This is a genomic window from Microbacterium sp. TS-1 (genome assembly GCF_000509385.1).
Taxonomy (GTDB): Bacteria; Actinomycetota; Actinomycetes; order Actinomycetales; family Microbacteriaceae; genus Microbacterium; species Microbacterium arborescens.
The window spans coordinates 297129-313139 of sequence record NZ_BASQ01000001.1 but is presented as its reverse complement, the minus strand read 5'-3'; the positions used below and the strand labels follow the sequence as shown (position 1 = coordinate 313139).

Annotated in this window: 16 protein-coding genes and 1 tRNA gene; 10 read left to right on the top strand and 7 right to left on the bottom strand. The window is 69.7% G+C overall.

Annotated features, from left to right (window positions below; genetic code table 11):
• The first annotated feature begins 124 nt into the window (after positions 1–124).
• On the top strand, positions 125–1885 hold the full coding sequence (gene leuA / locus MTS1_RS01365) for a 2-isopropylmalate synthase (protein ID WP_023950729.1): 1761 nt from the start codon (positions 125–127) through the stop codon (positions 1883–1885).
• Between the two features lie 95 nt (positions 1886–1980).
• On the opposite strand, the gene MTS1_RS01360 is transcribed toward leuA, so the two are convergent.
• On the bottom strand, positions 1981–2682 hold the full coding sequence (locus MTS1_RS01360) for a 3'-5' exonuclease (protein WP_036304865.1): 702 nt from the start codon (positions 2680–2682) through the stop codon (positions 1981–1983).
• A 111-nt stretch (positions 2683–2793) separates the two neighbouring features.
• Here MTS1_RS01360 and MTS1_RS01355 point away from each other — a divergent pair, with 111 nt between their 5' ends.
• On the top strand, positions 2794–3693 hold the full coding sequence (locus MTS1_RS01355; protein ID WP_023950725.1) for an alpha/beta fold hydrolase: 900 nt from the start codon (positions 2794–2796) through the stop codon (positions 3691–3693).
• Here MTS1_RS01355 and MTS1_RS01350 read toward each other — a convergent pair.
• Positions 3653–4213, bottom strand: coding sequence for a CGNR zinc finger domain-containing protein (locus MTS1_RS01350; RefSeq protein ID WP_023950723.1), 561 nt, complete (start codon positions 4211–4213; stop codon positions 3653–3655). The two genes, MTS1_RS01355 and MTS1_RS01350, sit on opposite strands and share 41 nt — an antisense overlap.
• 74 nt (positions 4214–4287) lie before the next feature.
• Here MTS1_RS01350 and MTS1_RS01345 point away from each other — a divergent pair, with 74 nt between their 5' ends.
• The gene (locus tag MTS1_RS01345; protein ID WP_023950721.1) at positions 4288–5295 is read left to right on the top strand and encodes a DMT family transporter; all 1008 of its coding nucleotides are present in this window, start codon (positions 4288–4290) and stop codon (positions 5293–5295) included.
• On the opposite strand, the gene MTS1_RS01340 is transcribed toward MTS1_RS01345, so the two are convergent.
• The 3 genes from MTS1_RS01340 to MTS1_RS01330 all read right to left on the bottom strand — a co-directional run bounded on the left by MTS1_RS01340 (position 5261) and on the right by MTS1_RS01330 (position 7287).
• A complete protein-coding gene (locus MTS1_RS01340; RefSeq protein WP_036304578.1) occupies positions 5261–5731 on the bottom strand; it encodes an Lrp/AsnC family transcriptional regulator in 471 nt (156 codons plus the stop codon). The two genes, MTS1_RS01345 and MTS1_RS01340, sit on opposite strands and share 35 nt — an antisense overlap.
• Positions 5732–5798: 67 nt before the next feature.
• Positions 5799–6401 (bottom strand): histidine phosphatase family protein, encoded by a 603-nt coding sequence (locus MTS1_RS01335; RefSeq protein WP_023950717.1) that lies wholly within the window; start codon positions 6399–6401, stop codon positions 5799–5801.
• A gap of 37 nt (positions 6402–6438) precedes the next feature.
• Complete coding sequence (locus tag MTS1_RS01330; RefSeq protein WP_023950715.1) at positions 6439–7287, bottom strand: Sir2 family NAD-dependent protein deacetylase; 849 nt, start codon at positions 7285–7287, stop codon at positions 6439–6441.
• A gap of 55 nt (positions 7288–7342) precedes the next feature.
• Between MTS1_RS01330 and MTS1_RS01325 the strand changes: the two genes are divergently transcribed.
• Positions 7343–8134 (top strand): RNA methyltransferase, encoded by a 792-nt coding sequence (locus tag MTS1_RS01325; protein ID WP_036304577.1) that lies wholly within the window; start codon positions 7343–7345, stop codon positions 8132–8134.
• On the opposite strand, the gene MTS1_RS01320 is transcribed toward MTS1_RS01325, so the two are convergent.
• Complete coding sequence (locus MTS1_RS01320) at positions 8135–8980, bottom strand: SGNH/GDSL hydrolase family protein (RefSeq protein WP_023950711.1); 846 nt, start codon at positions 8978–8980, stop codon at positions 8135–8137.
• 77 nt (positions 8981–9057) lie between these two features.
• Here MTS1_RS01320 and MTS1_RS01315 point away from each other — a divergent pair, with 77 nt between their 5' ends.
• The 4 genes from MTS1_RS01315 (at position 9058) to MTS1_RS01300 (ending at position 13298) form a co-directional block, all read left to right on the top strand.
• Positions 9058–10902: a DEAD/DEAH box helicase gene (locus MTS1_RS01315; RefSeq protein WP_036304862.1), complete on the top strand. Its 1845-nt coding sequence runs from the start codon at positions 9058–9060 to the stop codon at positions 10900–10902.
• Positions 10903–10998: 96 nt separating this feature from the next.
• A tRNA-Leu gene (locus tag MTS1_RS01310) sits at positions 10999–11083 on the top strand.
• A gap of 72 nt (positions 11084–11155) precedes the next feature.
• Positions 11156–12454, top strand: a complete 1299-nt coding sequence (locus MTS1_RS01305; RefSeq protein ID WP_023950707.1) for a M20/M25/M40 family metallo-hydrolase — start codon at positions 11156–11158, stop codon at positions 12452–12454.
• 10 nt (positions 12455–12464) lie between these two features.
• Entirely contained in the window at positions 12465–13298 is an 834-nt protein-coding gene (locus MTS1_RS01300; protein WP_023950705.1) for an undecaprenyl-diphosphate phosphatase, read from the top strand.
• Between the two features lie 27 nt (positions 13299–13325).
• On the opposite strand, the gene MTS1_RS01295 is transcribed toward MTS1_RS01300, so the two are convergent.
• The gene (locus MTS1_RS01295) at positions 13326–14192 is read right to left on the bottom strand and encodes a PAC2 family protein (protein ID WP_023950703.1); all 867 of its coding nucleotides are present in this window, start codon (positions 14190–14192) and stop codon (positions 13326–13328) included.
• A 122-nt stretch (positions 14193–14314) separates the two neighbouring features.
• Here MTS1_RS01295 and MTS1_RS01290 point away from each other — a divergent pair, with 122 nt between their 5' ends.
• Together MTS1_RS01290 and MTS1_RS01285 are read left to right on the top strand one after the other, a co-directional pair.
• Entirely contained in the window at positions 14315–14995 is a 681-nt protein-coding gene (locus tag MTS1_RS01290) for an HAD family phosphatase (protein WP_036304860.1), read from the top strand.
• Positions 14992–16002, top strand: coding sequence for a tRNA (adenine-N1)-methyltransferase (locus MTS1_RS01285; protein ID WP_023950699.1), 1011 nt, complete (start codon positions 14992–14994; stop codon positions 16000–16002). The genes MTS1_RS01290 and MTS1_RS01285 overlap by 4 nt, the downstream gene beginning before the upstream one ends.
• Positions 16003–16011 lie beyond the last annotated feature (9 nt).

Below are 16011 nucleotides of genomic sequence, written 5' to 3'. Positions count from 1 at the left end.
GGGCGCATGCGCTTCGGCCGACTTCTCCTCCTTAGTCGCCGCGACGAGTCCTCGTTCTAGGGCCTCTCTCGTCGCGGAGCTTCGTGTTGGCCCGCCACACCCGAAGAGGAAGAGCGAGACGACCATGGAGAACAACCAGAAGCCTTCGGGCATGCCGATTCACAAGTACCGGCCGTTCCACGAGCAGATCCGCGTCGATCTGCCCGACCGCACCTGGCCCGCGAAGCGCATCGAGACCGCGCCGCGCTGGTGTGCCGTCGACCTGCGTGACGGCAACCAGGCGCTGATCGACCCGATGAGTCCCGAGCGCAAGCGCGTGATGTTCGAGTTGCTCGTGAAGATGGGCTACAAGGAGATCGAGGTCGGGTTCCCGAGCGCCAGCCAGACCGACTTCGACTTCGTGCGCCAGCTGATCGACGACGGCCTGATCCCCGACGACGTGACGATCCAGGTGCTGACGCAGGCTCGCGAACACCTCATCAAGCGCACGTACGAAGCGATCGCCGGCGCGAAGCAGGCGATCGTCCACCTGTACAACTCGACGAGCATCCTGCAGCGCGAGGTCGTCTTCCGCACCGACCGCCAGGGCATCATCGACATCGCCCTCGAGGGCGCGCGCCTGTGCCGCCAGTACGAGCAGACCATCCCCGAGACGGCCGTCTATTACGAGTACTCGCCCGAGAGCTACACGGGCACCGAGCTCGACTTCGCCGTCGACGTCTGCAACCAGGTCATCGAGATCTTCGAGCCGACGTCCGACCGCAAGGTCATCATCAACCTGCCCGCCACCGTCGAGATGGCCACGCCGAACGTCTACGCCGACTCGATCGAGTGGATGAGCCGTCACCTCGCGCATCGCGAGAACGTCGTGCTGTCGCTGCATCCGCACAACGACCGCGGCACGGCGATCGCCGCGGCGGAGCTCGGCTACATGGCCGGCGCCGACCGTATCGAGGGCTGCCTCTTCGGAAACGGGGAGCGCACCGGCAACGTCGACCTCGTCGCGCTGGGCATCAACCTGTTCACGCAGGGCATCGACCCGCAGATCGACTTCAGCGACGTCGACGGCATCAAGCGCACGGTCGAGTACTGCAACCAGCTGCCCGTACCCGAGCGGAGTCCCTGGGCCGGAGACCTCGTCTTCACCGCGTTCAGCGGCTCGCACCAGGACGCCATCAAGAAGGGGTTCGAGGCCATGGCCGCGCGCGCGGCTGCCGAGGGCGTCTCGGTCGACGAGATCGAATGGGCGGTGCCCTACCTGCCCGTCGACCCCAAGGACCTCGGGCGCTCGTACGAGGCCGTGATCCGGGTGAACTCGCAGTCGGGCAAGGGCGGCGTCGCCTACCTGCTGAAGACCGACCACGCTCTGGATCTGCCGCGGAAGCTGCAGATCGAGTTCTCGGGAGTCGTGCAGGAGAAGACGGATGCCGAGGGCGGCGAGGTCACGAGCGAGCAGATCTGGTCGATCTTCACCGACGAGTACCTGCCGGCATCGTCCGACGACGACAAGTGGGGCCGGTTCGAGCTGCTGGGCACCCGCACCCAGAGCGACATGTCGGGCGACGTCCGCCTCGACGTGACGCTTCGCGACGGCGACGAGCACGACGAAGTGTCGGGGGTGGGCAACGGCCCGATCGCGGCGTTCCTCGCCGTGTTGCGCGACCGCGGGTTCGACATCTCGCTCTACGACTACGTCGAGCACACGCTGAGCTCGGGTGGCGACGCCCAGGCGGCAGCCTACGTCGAGCTGCAGGTCGACGACCAGCGCCTGTGGGGCGTCGGTATCGACGGCGACATCTCGACGGCGAGCCTCAAGGCCGTCGTGTCATGCGTCAACCGCGCGATCCGCACCCGCGAGCGCTCGGCGGAGCTGACCGCGGTCTGAGGCTCGTCGCACCCGCCGCGAGGCGGCCTCGCAGGTCGGGGCCGCCTCGCGGCGGCCTCAGCCGTTCGCCTATCGGGCCTCCGATCGCCTGCCTATCAGCGGATGGGCCACGACCCGTCGACGTCGGCGTCGATCCGTCCGATGCTGACGAAATATTCGGTGAGACTCTGCGCCTGAGCCCGGGCCCAGCCGATCTGGCGGGTATGCAGCTCGGCCGCGGTCGACGGCATCCCGTCGGCGAACCGCTCGGCGAGAGTCTGCGCGACGCGTCCCGCTGCGATCGCATCTGCGGAAGCCTCGTGCGCCCCGGTGAGCGTGACGGCGTAGTGCTCGGCGACGACAGACAGGGTGCGCTTCCCGCGGCGGTAGCGGTCGTACCGTTTGTCGATGACGAGCGGGTCGATGACGGGGGAGGGCGAGAGGATCGGATCGATCCCGTGGCGCAGGGCCTCGTACTTCAGCATCGAGAAGTCGAACGGCGCGTTGTACGCCACCACCGGGATGCCGGCGTCGAACAGGCCGCGCAAGGCCGCGACGACCTCCGTGATCACGTCTGACGCGGGCCGTCCGTGTCGGCGAGCGTGCTCGGTCGTGATGCCGTGGATCGCCGCCGCACCATCGGGGATGTCGATTCCCGGGTCGGCCAGCCAGCTGTCGGCCCGCACGGGCGCGCCGTCGGCGTCGAGGACGCCCACGTGCGCTGTGACGATGCGATCCGCCGCGACGTCGACGCCCGTCGTCTCGAGATCGAAGACCCCGACGACCTGGCACCATTCAGGTGCCGTGCAAGGCCACAGGTCGAGTTCGGGCGTAGCGACGACGAGGGGGCGGTCCGGCTCCACGGAATCGAGGCTACGGCCCGGGTCGGACACGCAGGATCCGACGCGCCGCATCCGTAGACTCGACGGGTGCCGACCGTCTCTCCGTACGACTCCCTGCTCGCACGCATCCCCGTGCGCCGCCTCGAGACCGAGGTCCTCGGCGGAACGACCGCGTACTGGGTCTACGGGCGCGACGATGCACCTCAGACACTCCTGGCCGTGCACGGCTTCCGGGGGGAGCACCACGGGCTCGAGCCCGTCGTCGCGCACCTCGGCGACGTGCGCGTCATCATGCCCGACCTGCCGGGCTTCGGAGAGACACCCGCGATACCGGGACGCGAACACGACCTCGAGACATACGCCGACTGGCTCACTGAATTCGCGGCCGCGGCCGCTCCCGGCGCGGTGGTCGTCGGCCACTCATTCGGCTCCATCGTCGCCTCCGCCGCGGTGGCGGGCGGGCTCCCGGCTCCCCGTCTGATTCTCATCAACCCCATCGGCGCGCCCGCACTCGAAGGGCCGCGCGGCGTCTTCACGCGACTCGCCGTCTGGTACTACGACGTCGGGGCGCGCCTCCCGAGGCGAGTGGGGGAGGCGCTGCTGCGCAACCGCCTCATCGTCCGAGTGATGAGCCTGGCCATGGTCAAGACGCGCGACCGGACGCTGCGCCGGTTCGTCCACGAGCAGCACGACACCTACTTCTCGAGCTTCGCCGATCGCGACGTCCTCCGCGACGCGTTCGTGACGTCGGTCTCCAACGACGTCCGCGCGTTCGCTCCGCGCATCCCGCAGCCGACGTTGCTCATCGCCGCCGTTCAGGACGACATCACCCCGATCGAGGCCGAACGCCGGCTGCGCGAGCTGTTCCCTGCGGCCGAACTCGTCGAGATCGACGGTGTGGGCCATCTCATCCATTACGAGAAGCCCCGCGAGGCTGCCGCAGCGATCAAGCGGTTTCTCGCGCCTTCCGACGACGGTACGCGTTGACGTTCATGCGGTTGCCGCAGTTGCCCGTGTCGCAGTAGCGCTTCGAGCCGTTCTTCGAGAAGTCGACGTAGACCGCGGCGCAGTCGTCGGCGGAGCAGATCCGCACACGGTCGTATGCGTCGGCGCGGATGACGTCGACGAAAGCCATACCGGCTTCCACGAGTACGCGCGTCGCCAGCGGTGCGTCGTCGGGAGTCGCATGGATGTGCCAGTCGTAGCCGTCGTGGATCACCAGCTGCGGTTGGGCGCGACCATCTCGCAGCATCGCGTTGACGTGGGGGACGGCAGAGTCTCGGTCGAGCTCCCAGAGCTCGTGCAGGCGCGACCGGATGCCGCGCATCGCCTGCAGCTCGGCGTCGTCGCGCACGATCGCGCCGGTGAAGGCGAACTCGCTGAGGAAGGCATCCAGATCGTCTCCGTCGGTGAGCGTGTCGGCGGCATCTGCGCTCGTGAGGGGGAGCGTGTTGACCAGCGCAGCCGTCGCGCGCAGCGACAATTCCGTGTCATGGATGAAGACCACGTTGACTCCTGACGATAGCGAGCATTACTGTCACGAGTGTAGATAACTTTCACCCCTGACCATCGAGGCTGCCGATGACCAATCCCACCGCGCCCCTGCCCATCATCGCAGGCACACCGGAGACGGCGCCCGCCAGCCTGGCCGGCAGGCGAACGGCGGGCATGGCCATGGCCGTCGCCTCGGCGCTGGCCTTCTCGTCGAGCGGTCCGCTCGTGAAGCCGCTGCTCGAGAACGGCTGGTCACTGGGCGCCGCGCTGTTCGTCCGGATCGGCGTGGCGGCCCTGGTGTTGTCGCCGTTCCTCATCCGCGCGATCGCGCGTGAGCGACACTTCCTGCGGCGGCACGCGCTCGCCTTGCTCGCGTTCGGCGCGATGTCCGTCGTCGGATGCCAGCTGTTCTACTTCTCGGCGATGCAGCGGATGCCGGTCGCCGTCGCCCTCCTCATCCAATACCTCGCGCCCGTGCTCCTGGTGATCTGGGTCTGGCTCACCACCCGCCGCCGACCGTCACGGACGGTGATCGCCGGCTCCGTCGTCGCCATGGCGGGGCTGGTGCTGGTCGTCGACATCGCCGGGGCTCGTTTCGATTTCTGGGGCACGCTCCTCGCGCTCGGCGCAGCCCTCTGCACGTGCGTCTACTTCGTCATGGCCGAGCGCACCGGCGACACGCTGCCGCCCCTCGTCCTGGCCGCGGGAGGAATGGTGGTCGCGAGCGCGATCATCGGCACGCTCCTCATCACAGGATTCCTGCCCTTCGCAACGAGCGGCGTGCTCGCAGACGTCGTCGGGATGCAGCTGCCGCCCCTCGTCGTCCTGCTCTGGGTCGGCGCCGCCACCGGGACCGCCTACGCCCTGGGGGTCTCCGCGGTGCCGCGCACGGGATCGCGTCTGGCCTCGTTCATCGGCCTCTCGGAGGTGCTGTTCGCACTGGGCTTCGCGTGGCTGCTCCTGGCCGAGGCGCCCGCACCGGTCCAGTTCGTCGGTGGGGCGCTCATCCTCGTCGGCGTGGTCCTCGTGCGGCTCGACGCCGACCGTGAGCCGGAGAAGGTCAGCCCGCGCGCCCCTCAGCGAGCAGCGGCTTGACCCGATGCGGGATCACGTCGTCCATGATGAGCGAGGTCTCCGTGCGGTCGACCCCGTCGATGGCGAGGATGCGCGCGTCGACGGCGAACAGATGCTGCGTGTCGCGCGCGACCACGCGGACCATCAGGTCGACCTGACCGCTCAGTCCCTGAGCCTGCAGCACCTCGGGAATGGTCGCGAGCTCCTGCGCGATACGCGGGAGCTCGGGTTGGCGGAGCACGACGCTGATGAGCGCCTCGATCGGGAAGCCGAGAGCGCGCATCGAGATCGACCGCTCGTACGAGAGGAACACGCCCGACTGCTCCAGCCGCGCCATGCGCGCCTGGACCGTGTTGCGTGACATCCGCAGGCGCTCGGCGAGGGCGACCACGGTCGCGCGGGGGTCGTCGGCAAGGGCTTCGAGCAGCGCGAGATCGACGCGGTCGTGCATGGTCATGATGCTGGACGATACACCGCTCCGAGCCCGGCTCCGGAACAGGTCGGCAATCGGCGGGCGCGGGCGCTCAGAGCGGCGCGAGCGCGGGGGAGTCGATGAGGCGCAGGCGCTCGCGCTCCATGACGAACGTGTGCGCCGAGCCGTTGGCGAGCCGGACTCCCTGCAACGGGAACTCCTCCGCGGTGGCATGCCGGATGACCTCGCGGATGAGCGCGCCGTGGGCAACGACGATCAGCGGCACCGCGGTCGGCGCCGTGGCGGCACGCGCGTCGCGGATGGCCCGCTCGAGCCCGCGCAGCGCCCGCGCGCGGACCACCGGCCACGGCTCCGCGTTCGGCACGTCGGCCACGGCCCATTCGCCCCAGCGTGCATGGAACTCCTCGACCCCCACGCCCTCGGCATCTCCGTAGCCGCGCTCCCGCAGCTCCGGATAGGTGCGCGGCGCTGCGGCGCCCAGCCCGTCAGCGATGATCCGCGCCGTCTCGGCCGCTCGCGACAGGTCGCTCGAGGCCACGACCGCATCGCCGGCGATCGACTCCCGTAGGGAGACCGCGACCGCGCGGGCCTGCTCACGGCCGGTGTCGTTGAGCGGGATGTCGGTGGAGCCCTGGATCCGGCGTTCGCGGTTCCAGTCGGTCTCGCCGTGGCGCACGAGGGTCAGAATGGTCACCCTTCGACCCTACGGGGGCCTGCGCCGGACCTCGACCTCAGTGCCGCGACGCGAGGGCGTCGGCGAAGACGCGCAGGACACGGCTCGTGCCGTCATCGATCTTGACGGTCGCTTTGGGGTCCGACCTCGTAGCGCCGCGGTTGACGATCACCACCGGCAGCTTGCGTCGTCGGGCGCGCTCGACGAGCCGGACGCCGGAGTTGACCACCAACGACGACCCGGCGACGATGAGGGCCTCGCTCGTGCGCACGAGCTGCTCGGCCTCCGCGAACTTCTCTCGCGGTACGAACTCGCCGAAGAAGACGACATCCGGTTTCAGCATGCCCCCGCAGACCGTGCACGTGGGCACGATGAAGCCGTCGCTCGTCGCGGGCAGGACGTCGCCGTCGGGGCCCAGCTCGACGTTCTCGGGAACCGTGATCCACGGATTGTCCCGTTCCACGCGCTCGGCCAGATCGCGCCGGTCGAAGACCTGACCGCAATGCAGGCAGAAGACGCGTCGCATCGTTCCGTGCAGTTCGACCACCCGGCTGCTTCCGGCCCGCAGATGCAGACCGTCGACGTTCTGCGTGATGACGCCCGTGACGACGCCGGACCGCTCGAGATCCGCCAGCGCCGCATGCCCGTCGTTCGGTCGCGCCGCCGCGAAGGCCTGCCAGCCGAGGTGGCTGCCCACCCAGTACCGCCGACGCGCGTCAGCGCTCGCGAGGAACTGCTGTGCCGTCATAGGCGTGCGCACCGGCGCTCCAGCGCCGCGGTAGTCCGGGATGCCCGAGTCGGTCGACACGCCGGCTCCGGTGAGAACCGCGATGCGACGTCCCGCGAGTACCTCGAGGGCGTTCTCGATCTCGTCGCCCGCGGGCGTCTCGAGGTCGGCGTTCGTCACAGTTCCACTCTACGAGCGTCCGCGCATCGCCCGGGCGACATGCCAGGGTGGGAGGGTGCCCGTGATCCGCATCGACGACGCCTCCGACCCCCGCCTCTCGGACTACCGCGACCTGACCGATGTCGCGCTGCGCCGGGTGCTCGAGCCCGCCGGCGGGCTGTACATCGCCGAGTCGGCGAAGGTCATCGCGCGGGCGCACGCGGCAGGGCACCGGGCGCGCTCGTTCCTCGTGCAGGAGAAATGGCTTCCCGACGTGGTCGACCTGGCAGGCGACGCACCGGTCTTCGTCGTCTCCGACGAGGTCGCCGAAGAGGTGACCGGTTACGCCGTCCACCGCGGCGCCCTCGCCGCCATGCACCGGCCCGTCGCCGCACCGGTCAGCGACATCGTCGCGGACGCCCGGCTCGTGCTGGTGCTCGAGGACATCGTCGATCACACGAATGTCGGCGCCGCCTTCCGGGCCGCCGCCGGCCTCGGAGCCGATGCGGTCCTCGTGAGCGAGCGTTGCGCCGATCCTCTTTACCGCCGCAGTGTCCGCGTCAGCATGGGGACGGTGTTCCAGGTGCCGTGGACGCGTCTGCCGGCCTGGCCGGAGGCGGCCCCGCTGCTCCGCGAGGCCGGCCTGCACCTCGCTGCCCTCGCTCTCGCGGAGGGCGCTGTGCCGCTCGACGAGTTCGCCGCGGCACGGCCCGATCGGGTGGCGCTGCTCATGGGCACCGAGGGCGACGGGCTGAGCAGGCGTGCGCTCGCTGTGGCGGACAGCGTCGTCACGATCCCGATGGCCGGGGGAGTGGACTCCCTCAACGTCGCGGCAGCCGCCGCGGTGTCGCTGTGGGCGCTGCGCTGATCAGTCGGCGTCGTCGGCGCGGCGCAGGACAGGCAGCGGTTCGGGTCGCTTCGCGGTGATGTGGTCGCCGGACGACTGATGCCGGAGCCGGCGCAGAACCCACGGCATGAGGTACTCGCGGGCCCAGACGAGGTCGTTCGCGCGGGCAGCCCGCCAGGTGAGAACCGGCGTCGTGTCGGGCTGCATCGGCTGCAGGTCGTTGGGCACGTTGAGAGCCCGCAGCACCATGCGCGCGACCTCGTGGTGACCGAGCGAGTTGTAGTGCAACCGGTCGTCGTCGAAGAAGCGCATGTCCTGCACCTCTTTCAGCGCCCACTGATCGGCGACGATCGCGTCGTACCGGTCGGCGATCGCCCGAATGTTCTCGTTGTAGATCGCGACCCGGCCGCGGATGCCGCGGAAGACCGGCGTGAAGTTCGTGTCGATGCCGGTGAAGAGCACGAGCGTCGCCCCTGTCGACGACAGCCGTACGACGGCATCCTCGAACTGCTGCGCGACGGCGTCGGGGTCGGACCCCGGCCGGATGACGTCGTTGCCGCCGGCCGAGAACGTGATCAGGTCGGGCTTGAGCTCGAGCGCTGGCTCGATCTGGTCGGCCACGATCTGGCCGATGAGCTTTCCCCGGACCGCGAGATTCGCGTACGCGAAGTCGGGCACCTGAGAGCTCAGCACCTCGGCCACGCGGTCGGCCCAGCCACGGTGACCGCCGGGACTGCCGGGCTCGGGATCTCCGATTCCCTCGGTGAACGAATCGCCGATCGCCACCATGCGACGCCAGGGATGGGCGGTCTCGTTCGGCACGTAGGGCGTGCGACGCGCGTCCTCGGATGGCTCGTTGTTCCTCATGGCCCCTCCTGAAGCTCGTGCCTGCCACGCTATCTCCTGCCGGGCGATCGTGTGGGTGGGGTCGTTTAAGGTGGTCCATCGTGACAGAGGACCCCCAGGAGCATTTCGGAAGCTTCGCCGCCGAGCACCTGTCACCCTCGTTCCCGCAGCGTGCGCCGTGGGGTACCGCTCAGCGCCTGCGTGCATGGCAGGCCGAGGCGCTGGACCAGTACTTCGGCGCCGACGGTCCGGAGGGTGTCGGGCGCGGACCGCGCGACTTCCTCGCCGCCGCGACCCCCGGCGCCGGTAAGACGACGTTCGCCCTCCGCCTCGCGTCGGAGCTGCTGCGCCGCGACGTCGTCGATCGCATCGTCGTGGTCGCCCCCACCGAGCACCTCAAGACGCAGTGGGCCGATGCCGCCGGCCGAGTCGGCATCCGTCTCGATCCGCGGTTCAGCAACCGCCACGGGATGCCCTCGCGCCAGTACCACGGCGTCGCGGTGACCTATGCGCAGGTCGCGGTCAAAGCATCCGTCCACCAGCGGCTGACGATGGATGCCCGTACCCTGGTCATCCTCGACGAGGTCCACCACGGCGGCGACGCGCTGAGCTGGGGCGACGCGCTGCGCGAGGCGTACGGCCGGGCGACGCGCCGACTGCTGCTCTCGGGAACGCCGTTCCGCAGCGACACCGCTCCCATCCCGTTCGTGGAGTACCACCCGAACGAGAAGGGCATCCGTCTGTCGAAGACGGACTTCAACTACGGGTACGGGCGCGCCCTCGCCGACGGCGTCGTGCGCCCCGTGCTCTTCCTCGTCTACGCCGGCCACATGAAGTGGCGGACCAAGACAGGAGACGAGTTCGAGGCGCACCTGGGCCAGGACAACACGAAGGACATCACGTCGCAGGCCTGGCGGACCGCGCTGAACCCCGAGGGCGACTGGATCCCCGCGGTCCTCAGGTCGGCCGACCGCCGCCTGACCGAGGTGCGCCAGGACGTGCCCGACGCCGGCGGCCTCGTCATCGCGACCGACCAGACGGCCGCACGGGCGTACGCGGAGATCCTCCACCAGATCACCGGCGAGGCCCCGACCGTCGTGCTCTCCGACGACAAGGCGGCGTCGGGCAACATCGAGATCTTCGCCCAGTCGACCACCCGGTGGATGGTCGCGGTGCGCATGGTGTCCGAAGGCGTCGACGTCCCCCGGCTCGCGGTGGGCGTCTACGCCACGTCGTCCTCGACGCCGTTGTTCTTCGCACAGGCGATCGGGCGCTTCGTGCGAGCGCGTCGCCGCGGTGAGACCGCGAGCGTGTTCCTGCCGAACGTGCCCGTCCTGCTCAACCTCGCCGCCGAGATGGAGCGTCAGCGCGACCACGCGCTCGATCGCGAAGCCGGCGACGACGACGGTCTCGAAGACACGCTGCTCGCGGAAGCCGAGAGCGAAGACAAAGCATCGGACGAGCTCACGCAGGAGTTCAGCTACCAGGCGCTCGGCTCGGTCGCACACTTCGACCGCGTGCTCTTCGACGGCGCTGAGTTCGGCCAGCTCGCGGTGCCGGGCACACCCGAGGAGGAGGAGTTCCTGGGCATTCCGGGGCTCCTCGAGCCCGAGCACGTGCACGAGCTCCTCATGCAGCGCCAGTCGCGGCAGACCAAGCACCGGCACAGCCGCGAGGCACGCGAGAAGTCGGCCGGCGGCGCGCCCGGCGAGGACGCAGCAGCCGCAGAGACGACGCTGCCCGAGCCGCTTCACCGCTCACTGAAGGAACAGCGGCAGCTGCTCAACAGCCTCGTGGGTCTCTACGCCCGCCAGAGCGGTGAACCGCACGGGCAGATCCACGCGGAGCTGCGCCGTGTGTGCGGCGGGCCGGCCGTGTCACATGCGACGGTGGCGCAGCTTCAGGCGCGCATCGCCGTCCTGCGCTCCCGGGTGAGATCGTGAGTTCGTCACCGCGCCACGCCCGGCGTGCCGACGATTCTTCGCCGCGCCGGTGACGTGTTAGTGTTGTTCCTCGGTTGGGAACAACTGAAAAACACTGCGCGGGTGGCGGAATAGGTAGACGCGCTAGCTTGAGGTGCTAGTGCCCGTATAGGGCGTGGGGGTTCAAGTCCCCCCTCGCGCACAGTGAGAGAAGGGCTCCGGAAACGGAGCCCTTCGTCATTTCCGGCGACGGTTCGCGACTAGCGTGGAGAGCATGTCCGAGTACGACGATCTGCCCGAGGTCGCCCGCGTCGCGCGGGACCTCATCCGCTTCGACACGACCAACTTCGGCGAAGGGCGCTCGCGCGGCGAACGCGAAGCGGCCGAGTACGTGGGGGCGTATCTCGAGGCCCTCGGACTTCGACCCGAGTACTACGAGCCGATCCCGCGGCGCACGAACGTCTCTGTGCGCATCCCGGGTCGCGACAGCTCGAAGCCCGCTCTCGTCCTGCACGGTCACCTCGACGTCGTGCCGGCGATGGCGGAGGACTGGAGCGTCGACCCGTTCGAGGGCGTCGTCCGCGACGGGATGCTGTGGGGTCGCGGCGCCGTGGACATGAAGGACATGGACGCGATGATCCTCACGTCCGTGGCCGAGCTCCTGCGCGCGGGGGAGCAGCCCGAGCGCGATCTGATCGTGACGTTCTTCGCCGACGAGGAGAACGGCGGCGTCGAGGGCTCGCAGCTCGTGGTGCGCGACCGGCCCGAGTGGTTCGCCGGAGCGACCGAGGCGATCAGCGAGGTCGGCGGCTACTCGATCGGCGTCGACGGGCACCGCGCCTACCTGCTGCAGGTCGGTGAGAAGGCTCTGGTGTGGCTTCGGCTCCACGCCACCGGACGGGCCGGGCACGGCAGCCGGCTGCACCCGGACAACGCCATCACTCGCCTGTCCGAGGCCGTGGCGAAGCTCGGGCGCGCGCGCTGGCCGATCGAGCTCACGAACACGACCCGGCGACTCGTCGACGACCTCGCGGCGCTCAGCGGCCGAGACGCGTCGGATCCGGATGCCGTCGCCGACGCGACCGGGCCGACGTCGGCGTTCCTCGCGTCGACCTTCCGCACCACGACGAACCCGACGGGCCTGACCGCCGGCTACAAGCACAACGTCATCCCCGATGCCGCGTCGGCCGCTATCGACGTCCGCACGCTTCCCGGACAGGAGGACGCCGTGCTGGCCGAGATCCAGCGGATCGTCGGCGACGACATCCGAATCGACATCGTGCACCGCGACATCGGCCTCGAGGTCCCCTTTGCGGGCTCGCTCGTCGACGCGATGGTCGGTGCGCTCGGCCGTCACGATCCCGGCGTGCCGGTGCTGCCGTACCTGATGGGCGGCGGCACCGACAACAAAGCGCTCTCGGAACTCGGCATCGCGGGATTCGGCTTCGCGCCGCTGCGCCTCCCGGCAGAGATGGACTTCACGGGTATGTTCCACGGTGTCGACGAACGCGTCCCGATCGACGCGCTCATCTTCGGTCAGCGCGTGCTCACCGATCTGATCCGCACGTACTGAAAGGCCGCTCATGCAGCTCCTCGAAGCCATCATCCTGGGCATCGTCCAGGGCCTGACCGAGTTCCTGCCGATCTCCTCGAGCGCGCACCTGCGCATCGTGGGGGAGTTCCTGCCGTCGGCGCAGGACCCCGGAGCGACCTTCACCGCGATCACTCAGATCGGCACCGAGCTGGCCGTGCTGGTCTATTTCTGGAAGAAGATCACCCGCATCATCGGTCGCTGGTTCCGCTCGTTCAGCGGTTCGGTTCCGCGTGACGACGCCGACGTCCGGCTCGGGTGGATCGTCATCATCGGCACGCTTCCGATCGGCGTGCTCGGATTCCTCTTCCAGGACGTCATCCGCGACACCTTCCGCAACCTCTGGCTCGTGGCGATCGTGCTCATCGTCTTCGGCCTCATCCTCGGAGCGGCCGACGCCCTCGGGCGACGCGTCCGGACCGAGAAGGACCTGACGTACGGTCACGGCCTGGCGCTCGGGTTCGCCCAGGCACTCGCGCTCATCCCGGGCGTCTCGCGCTCGGGCGCCACCACGACGATGGGGCTCGCACTGGGATACACCCGGCCGGCGGCCGCCGAAGTGGCCTTCCTGCTCGCGGTTCCCGCCGTCTTCGGCAGTGGACTCTACGAGCTGCTGCAGGCGATCCGCGAGCCGGGGGCTTCGGTGTTCTCGCTCGTCGACACCGCCGTGGCCACCGTCGTCGCGTTCGGAGTCGGGCTCGCCGTGATCGCCTTCCTCATGCAGTACCTCAAGCGCGGCAGCTTCCTGCCCTTCGTGCTGTACCGGGTGGGCCTGGGAGCGCTGCTCATCATCCTGCTCTCGCTCGGCGTCCTGCAGGCGTACTGACCTGGCCGGAGGGTCGCGGCGTGCGTCTCAGCGATGCGGGCCGCGACCGAGGCCACGGCCGTCGCTGCCGTCACCCCGGTGCCGCAGATACTTCTCGAACTCCTGCGCGATGGCGTCACCCGACGCCTCGGGCGAGTCCCATGTATCACGGGTCTGCTCGAGCTGACGGATGTACTCCGTCATCTCCTCGTCGTCCGCTGCGGCGGCGTCGATCGTCGCCTCCCATGCGAGCGCGTCGCCGGGCAGGGAGCCGCGGGCGACCTTGGCGCCCGTGATGCTCTCGAGCTTGTCGAGGAGCGCGAGAGTCGCCTTGGGCGACGGCGAGTGTCCGGCGACATAGTGCGGGACGCTCGCCCACAGCGCCGCGGTGGGTATGCCGGCCTCTTCCGCGGCCGCGGCGATGACCGACAGGATGCCGACGGGCCCCTCATAGGTCGAGCGCTCCAGCCCCAGCGCGGCGCGCAGTTCGTCGTTATCGCTGCCGCTGAAGACGGTGATGGGACGGGTATGGGGGACGTCGCTCATCATCGAGCCGAGCGCGACGACACCGGTGATGTCCTCACTCAGCGCGGCATCCACCAGCTCGGCCGCGAACGACTTCCAGGCCCGCGCCGGCTCGGCGCCGCTGAGGACCCACAGGCGCGTCCCTCGCGCGGTCGCGCGCGGACGCCAGATCGTCGCGTCCGGCCACTTCAGCGAGCGGCGGCCATCAGCGTCGGCCTGGATGTGCGGCCGTGTGTACATGTAGTCGAAGTAGAGCTCGGGATCGACCGAGTAGACGGGGTCGTAGGGACGGGACTCGCGCAGCTGCGTCGCCGCCGCTGTCGCGGCCTCGCCGGCGTCGTTCCAACCGTCGAACGCGACCACGAGGACGCGGCGTCCCAGACTGTTCAACCCGTCCTCCGTTCCGAGCCGGCTCGCTCTGCGCGAGCGGGTCTGCTCCACGATACGCCGCGGCCGGCGCGTGCGGGTCGGGCCACGCGGCGTCTCAGCCCTGCGTCGGTAACATGGTGCGGATGACTTCTCGTTCCCCCGCCGCGGTCCTTTGGGACATGGACGGCACGCTCGTCGACACCGAACCGTACTGGATGGCCGCGGAGGGCCCCCTCGTCGAGAGCTTCGGGGGAGTGTGGACCCCCGAGCAGGCACTCAGCCTCGTGGGGCTGGGGCTCGAGGACTCCGCCCGCATCCTGCAGGATGCCGGCGTCCGTATGCACACGCACGAGATCATCGACCATCTGACCGAGACCGTCTCGGGGCAGCTGCGGATCGGCGGAACGCCGTTCCGCCCCGGCGCCCGCGAGCTGCTCTCGGGGCTTCGCGAAGCCGGTATCAAGACGGCCCTCGTGACGATGTCGATGCGCAGCATGGCCGACACCGTCGTGTCGTCGATCCCGTTCGAGGCGTTCGACGTCGTCATCGCCGGCGATGAGGCGACGCGACCCAAGCCGCACCCCGACCCGTATCTGCAGGCGTGCGAGGCGCTCGGGGTCGACGTCGCCGACACCGTCGCGATCGAGGATTCTCCCAACGGCCTGCGCTCCGCGGTCGCCTCGGGCGCCGTCGCTCTGGGCGTGCCGCTGATGGTGCCCCTCCACGGGCTCGGCGCACACGCGCTCTGGGACTCACTCGCGGGACGCTCGGTGTCCGATCTGGCTGACCTGTTCTCCCTCCACCGACTCGGAGCCTCCGCATGACCGACGATCTCCAGCCGCGCGGCCCGTTCCGCTACGGCGACCGCGTCCAGTTGACCGGCCCCAAGGGACGGATGCACACGATCACCCTCCGCGAGGGAGGAGAGCTGCACACTCACCACGGCGTCCTGCGGCACGAGGTGCTCGTGGGTCAGCCCGACGGTTCGGTGGCGACCAACAGCGGCGGGCACGAGTATCTGGCGCTTCGGCCTCTGCTCCGCGACTTCGTCATGTCGATGCCGCGCGGCGCCGCGATCGTCTATCCGAAGGACGCGGCCCAGATCCTGGCCGCAGCGGACATCTTCCCCGGAGCCACTGTCGTCGAGGCGGGAGTCGGCTCGGGTGCCCTGTCGCTCTGGCTCCTTCGCGCGATCGGCGACCAGGGGCGGCTCGTGTCGTTCGAGCGCCGCGGCGAGTTCGCCGAGGTGGCCGAAGCGAACGTGGCCACGTTCACGGGCGGCACCCCCGCGAACTGGTCCGTCGTCGTCGGGGATCTCGTCGGAAGCCTGCCGGGCGCCGTCGAGCCGGGGACCGTCGACCGCGTCGTCCTCGACATGCTCGCTCCGTGGGAGTGCATCGACGTCGTCGCCGACGCGCTGGCCCCGGGCGGCGTCGTGCTCTGCTACGTCGCGACGGCCACCCAGCTCAGCCGTGTTGCCGAGTATCTCCGCGGCACCGGCCTGTTCACCGATCCCGACGCGTCCGAGACGATGATCCGCGGCTGGCACGTCGAGGGTCTGGCCGTGCGCCCCGATCATCGCATGGTCGCCCACACGGGCTTCCTCATCACCGCGCGCCGCCTCGCCCCCGGGGCGATCCCGCCCGATGTCCGAAAGCGGGCATTGAAGAAGCCGTCGTACGACGACGCGGACGTCGAGATCTGGACCCCGGGCGCCGTCGGAGACCGCGAGATCACGGACAAGAACCTGCGCAAGCGCGTGCGGGAGGCCCAGCGCGCGGCGCGCAGCTCGGTGTCCACGTCGGACGGGCACGAGGGCGACTCCGCGTAGACTGGCGCG

Coding starts and splice junctions, on each gene's coding strand:
- leuA (WP_023950729.1), top strand. CDS start 125: ATGGAGAACAACCAGAAGCCTTCGGGCATGCCGATTCACAAGTACCGG.
- MTS1_RS01345 (WP_023950721.1), top strand. CDS start 4,288: ATGACCAATCCCACCGCGCCCCTGCCCATCATCGCAGGCACACCGGAG.
- MTS1_RS01340 (WP_036304578.1), bottom strand. CDS start 5,731: ATGACCATGCACGACCGCGTCGATCTCGCGCTGCTCGAAGCCCTTGCC.
- MTS1_RS01320 (WP_023950711.1), bottom strand. CDS start 8,980: ATGAGGAACAACGAGCCATCCGAGGACGCGCGTCGCACGCCCTACGTG.
- MTS1_RS01305 (WP_023950707.1), top strand. CDS start 11,156: ATGTCCGAGTACGACGATCTGCCCGAGGTCGCCCGCGTCGCGCGGGAC.
- MTS1_RS01300 (WP_023950705.1), top strand. CDS start 12,465: ATGCAGCTCCTCGAAGCCATCATCCTGGGCATCGTCCAGGGCCTGACC.
- MTS1_RS01290 (WP_036304860.1), top strand. CDS start 14,315: ATGACTTCTCGTTCCCCCGCCGCGGTCCTTTGGGACATGGACGGCACG.
- MTS1_RS01285 (WP_023950699.1), top strand. CDS start 14,992: ATGACCGACGATCTCCAGCCGCGCGGCCCGTTCCGCTACGGCGACCGC.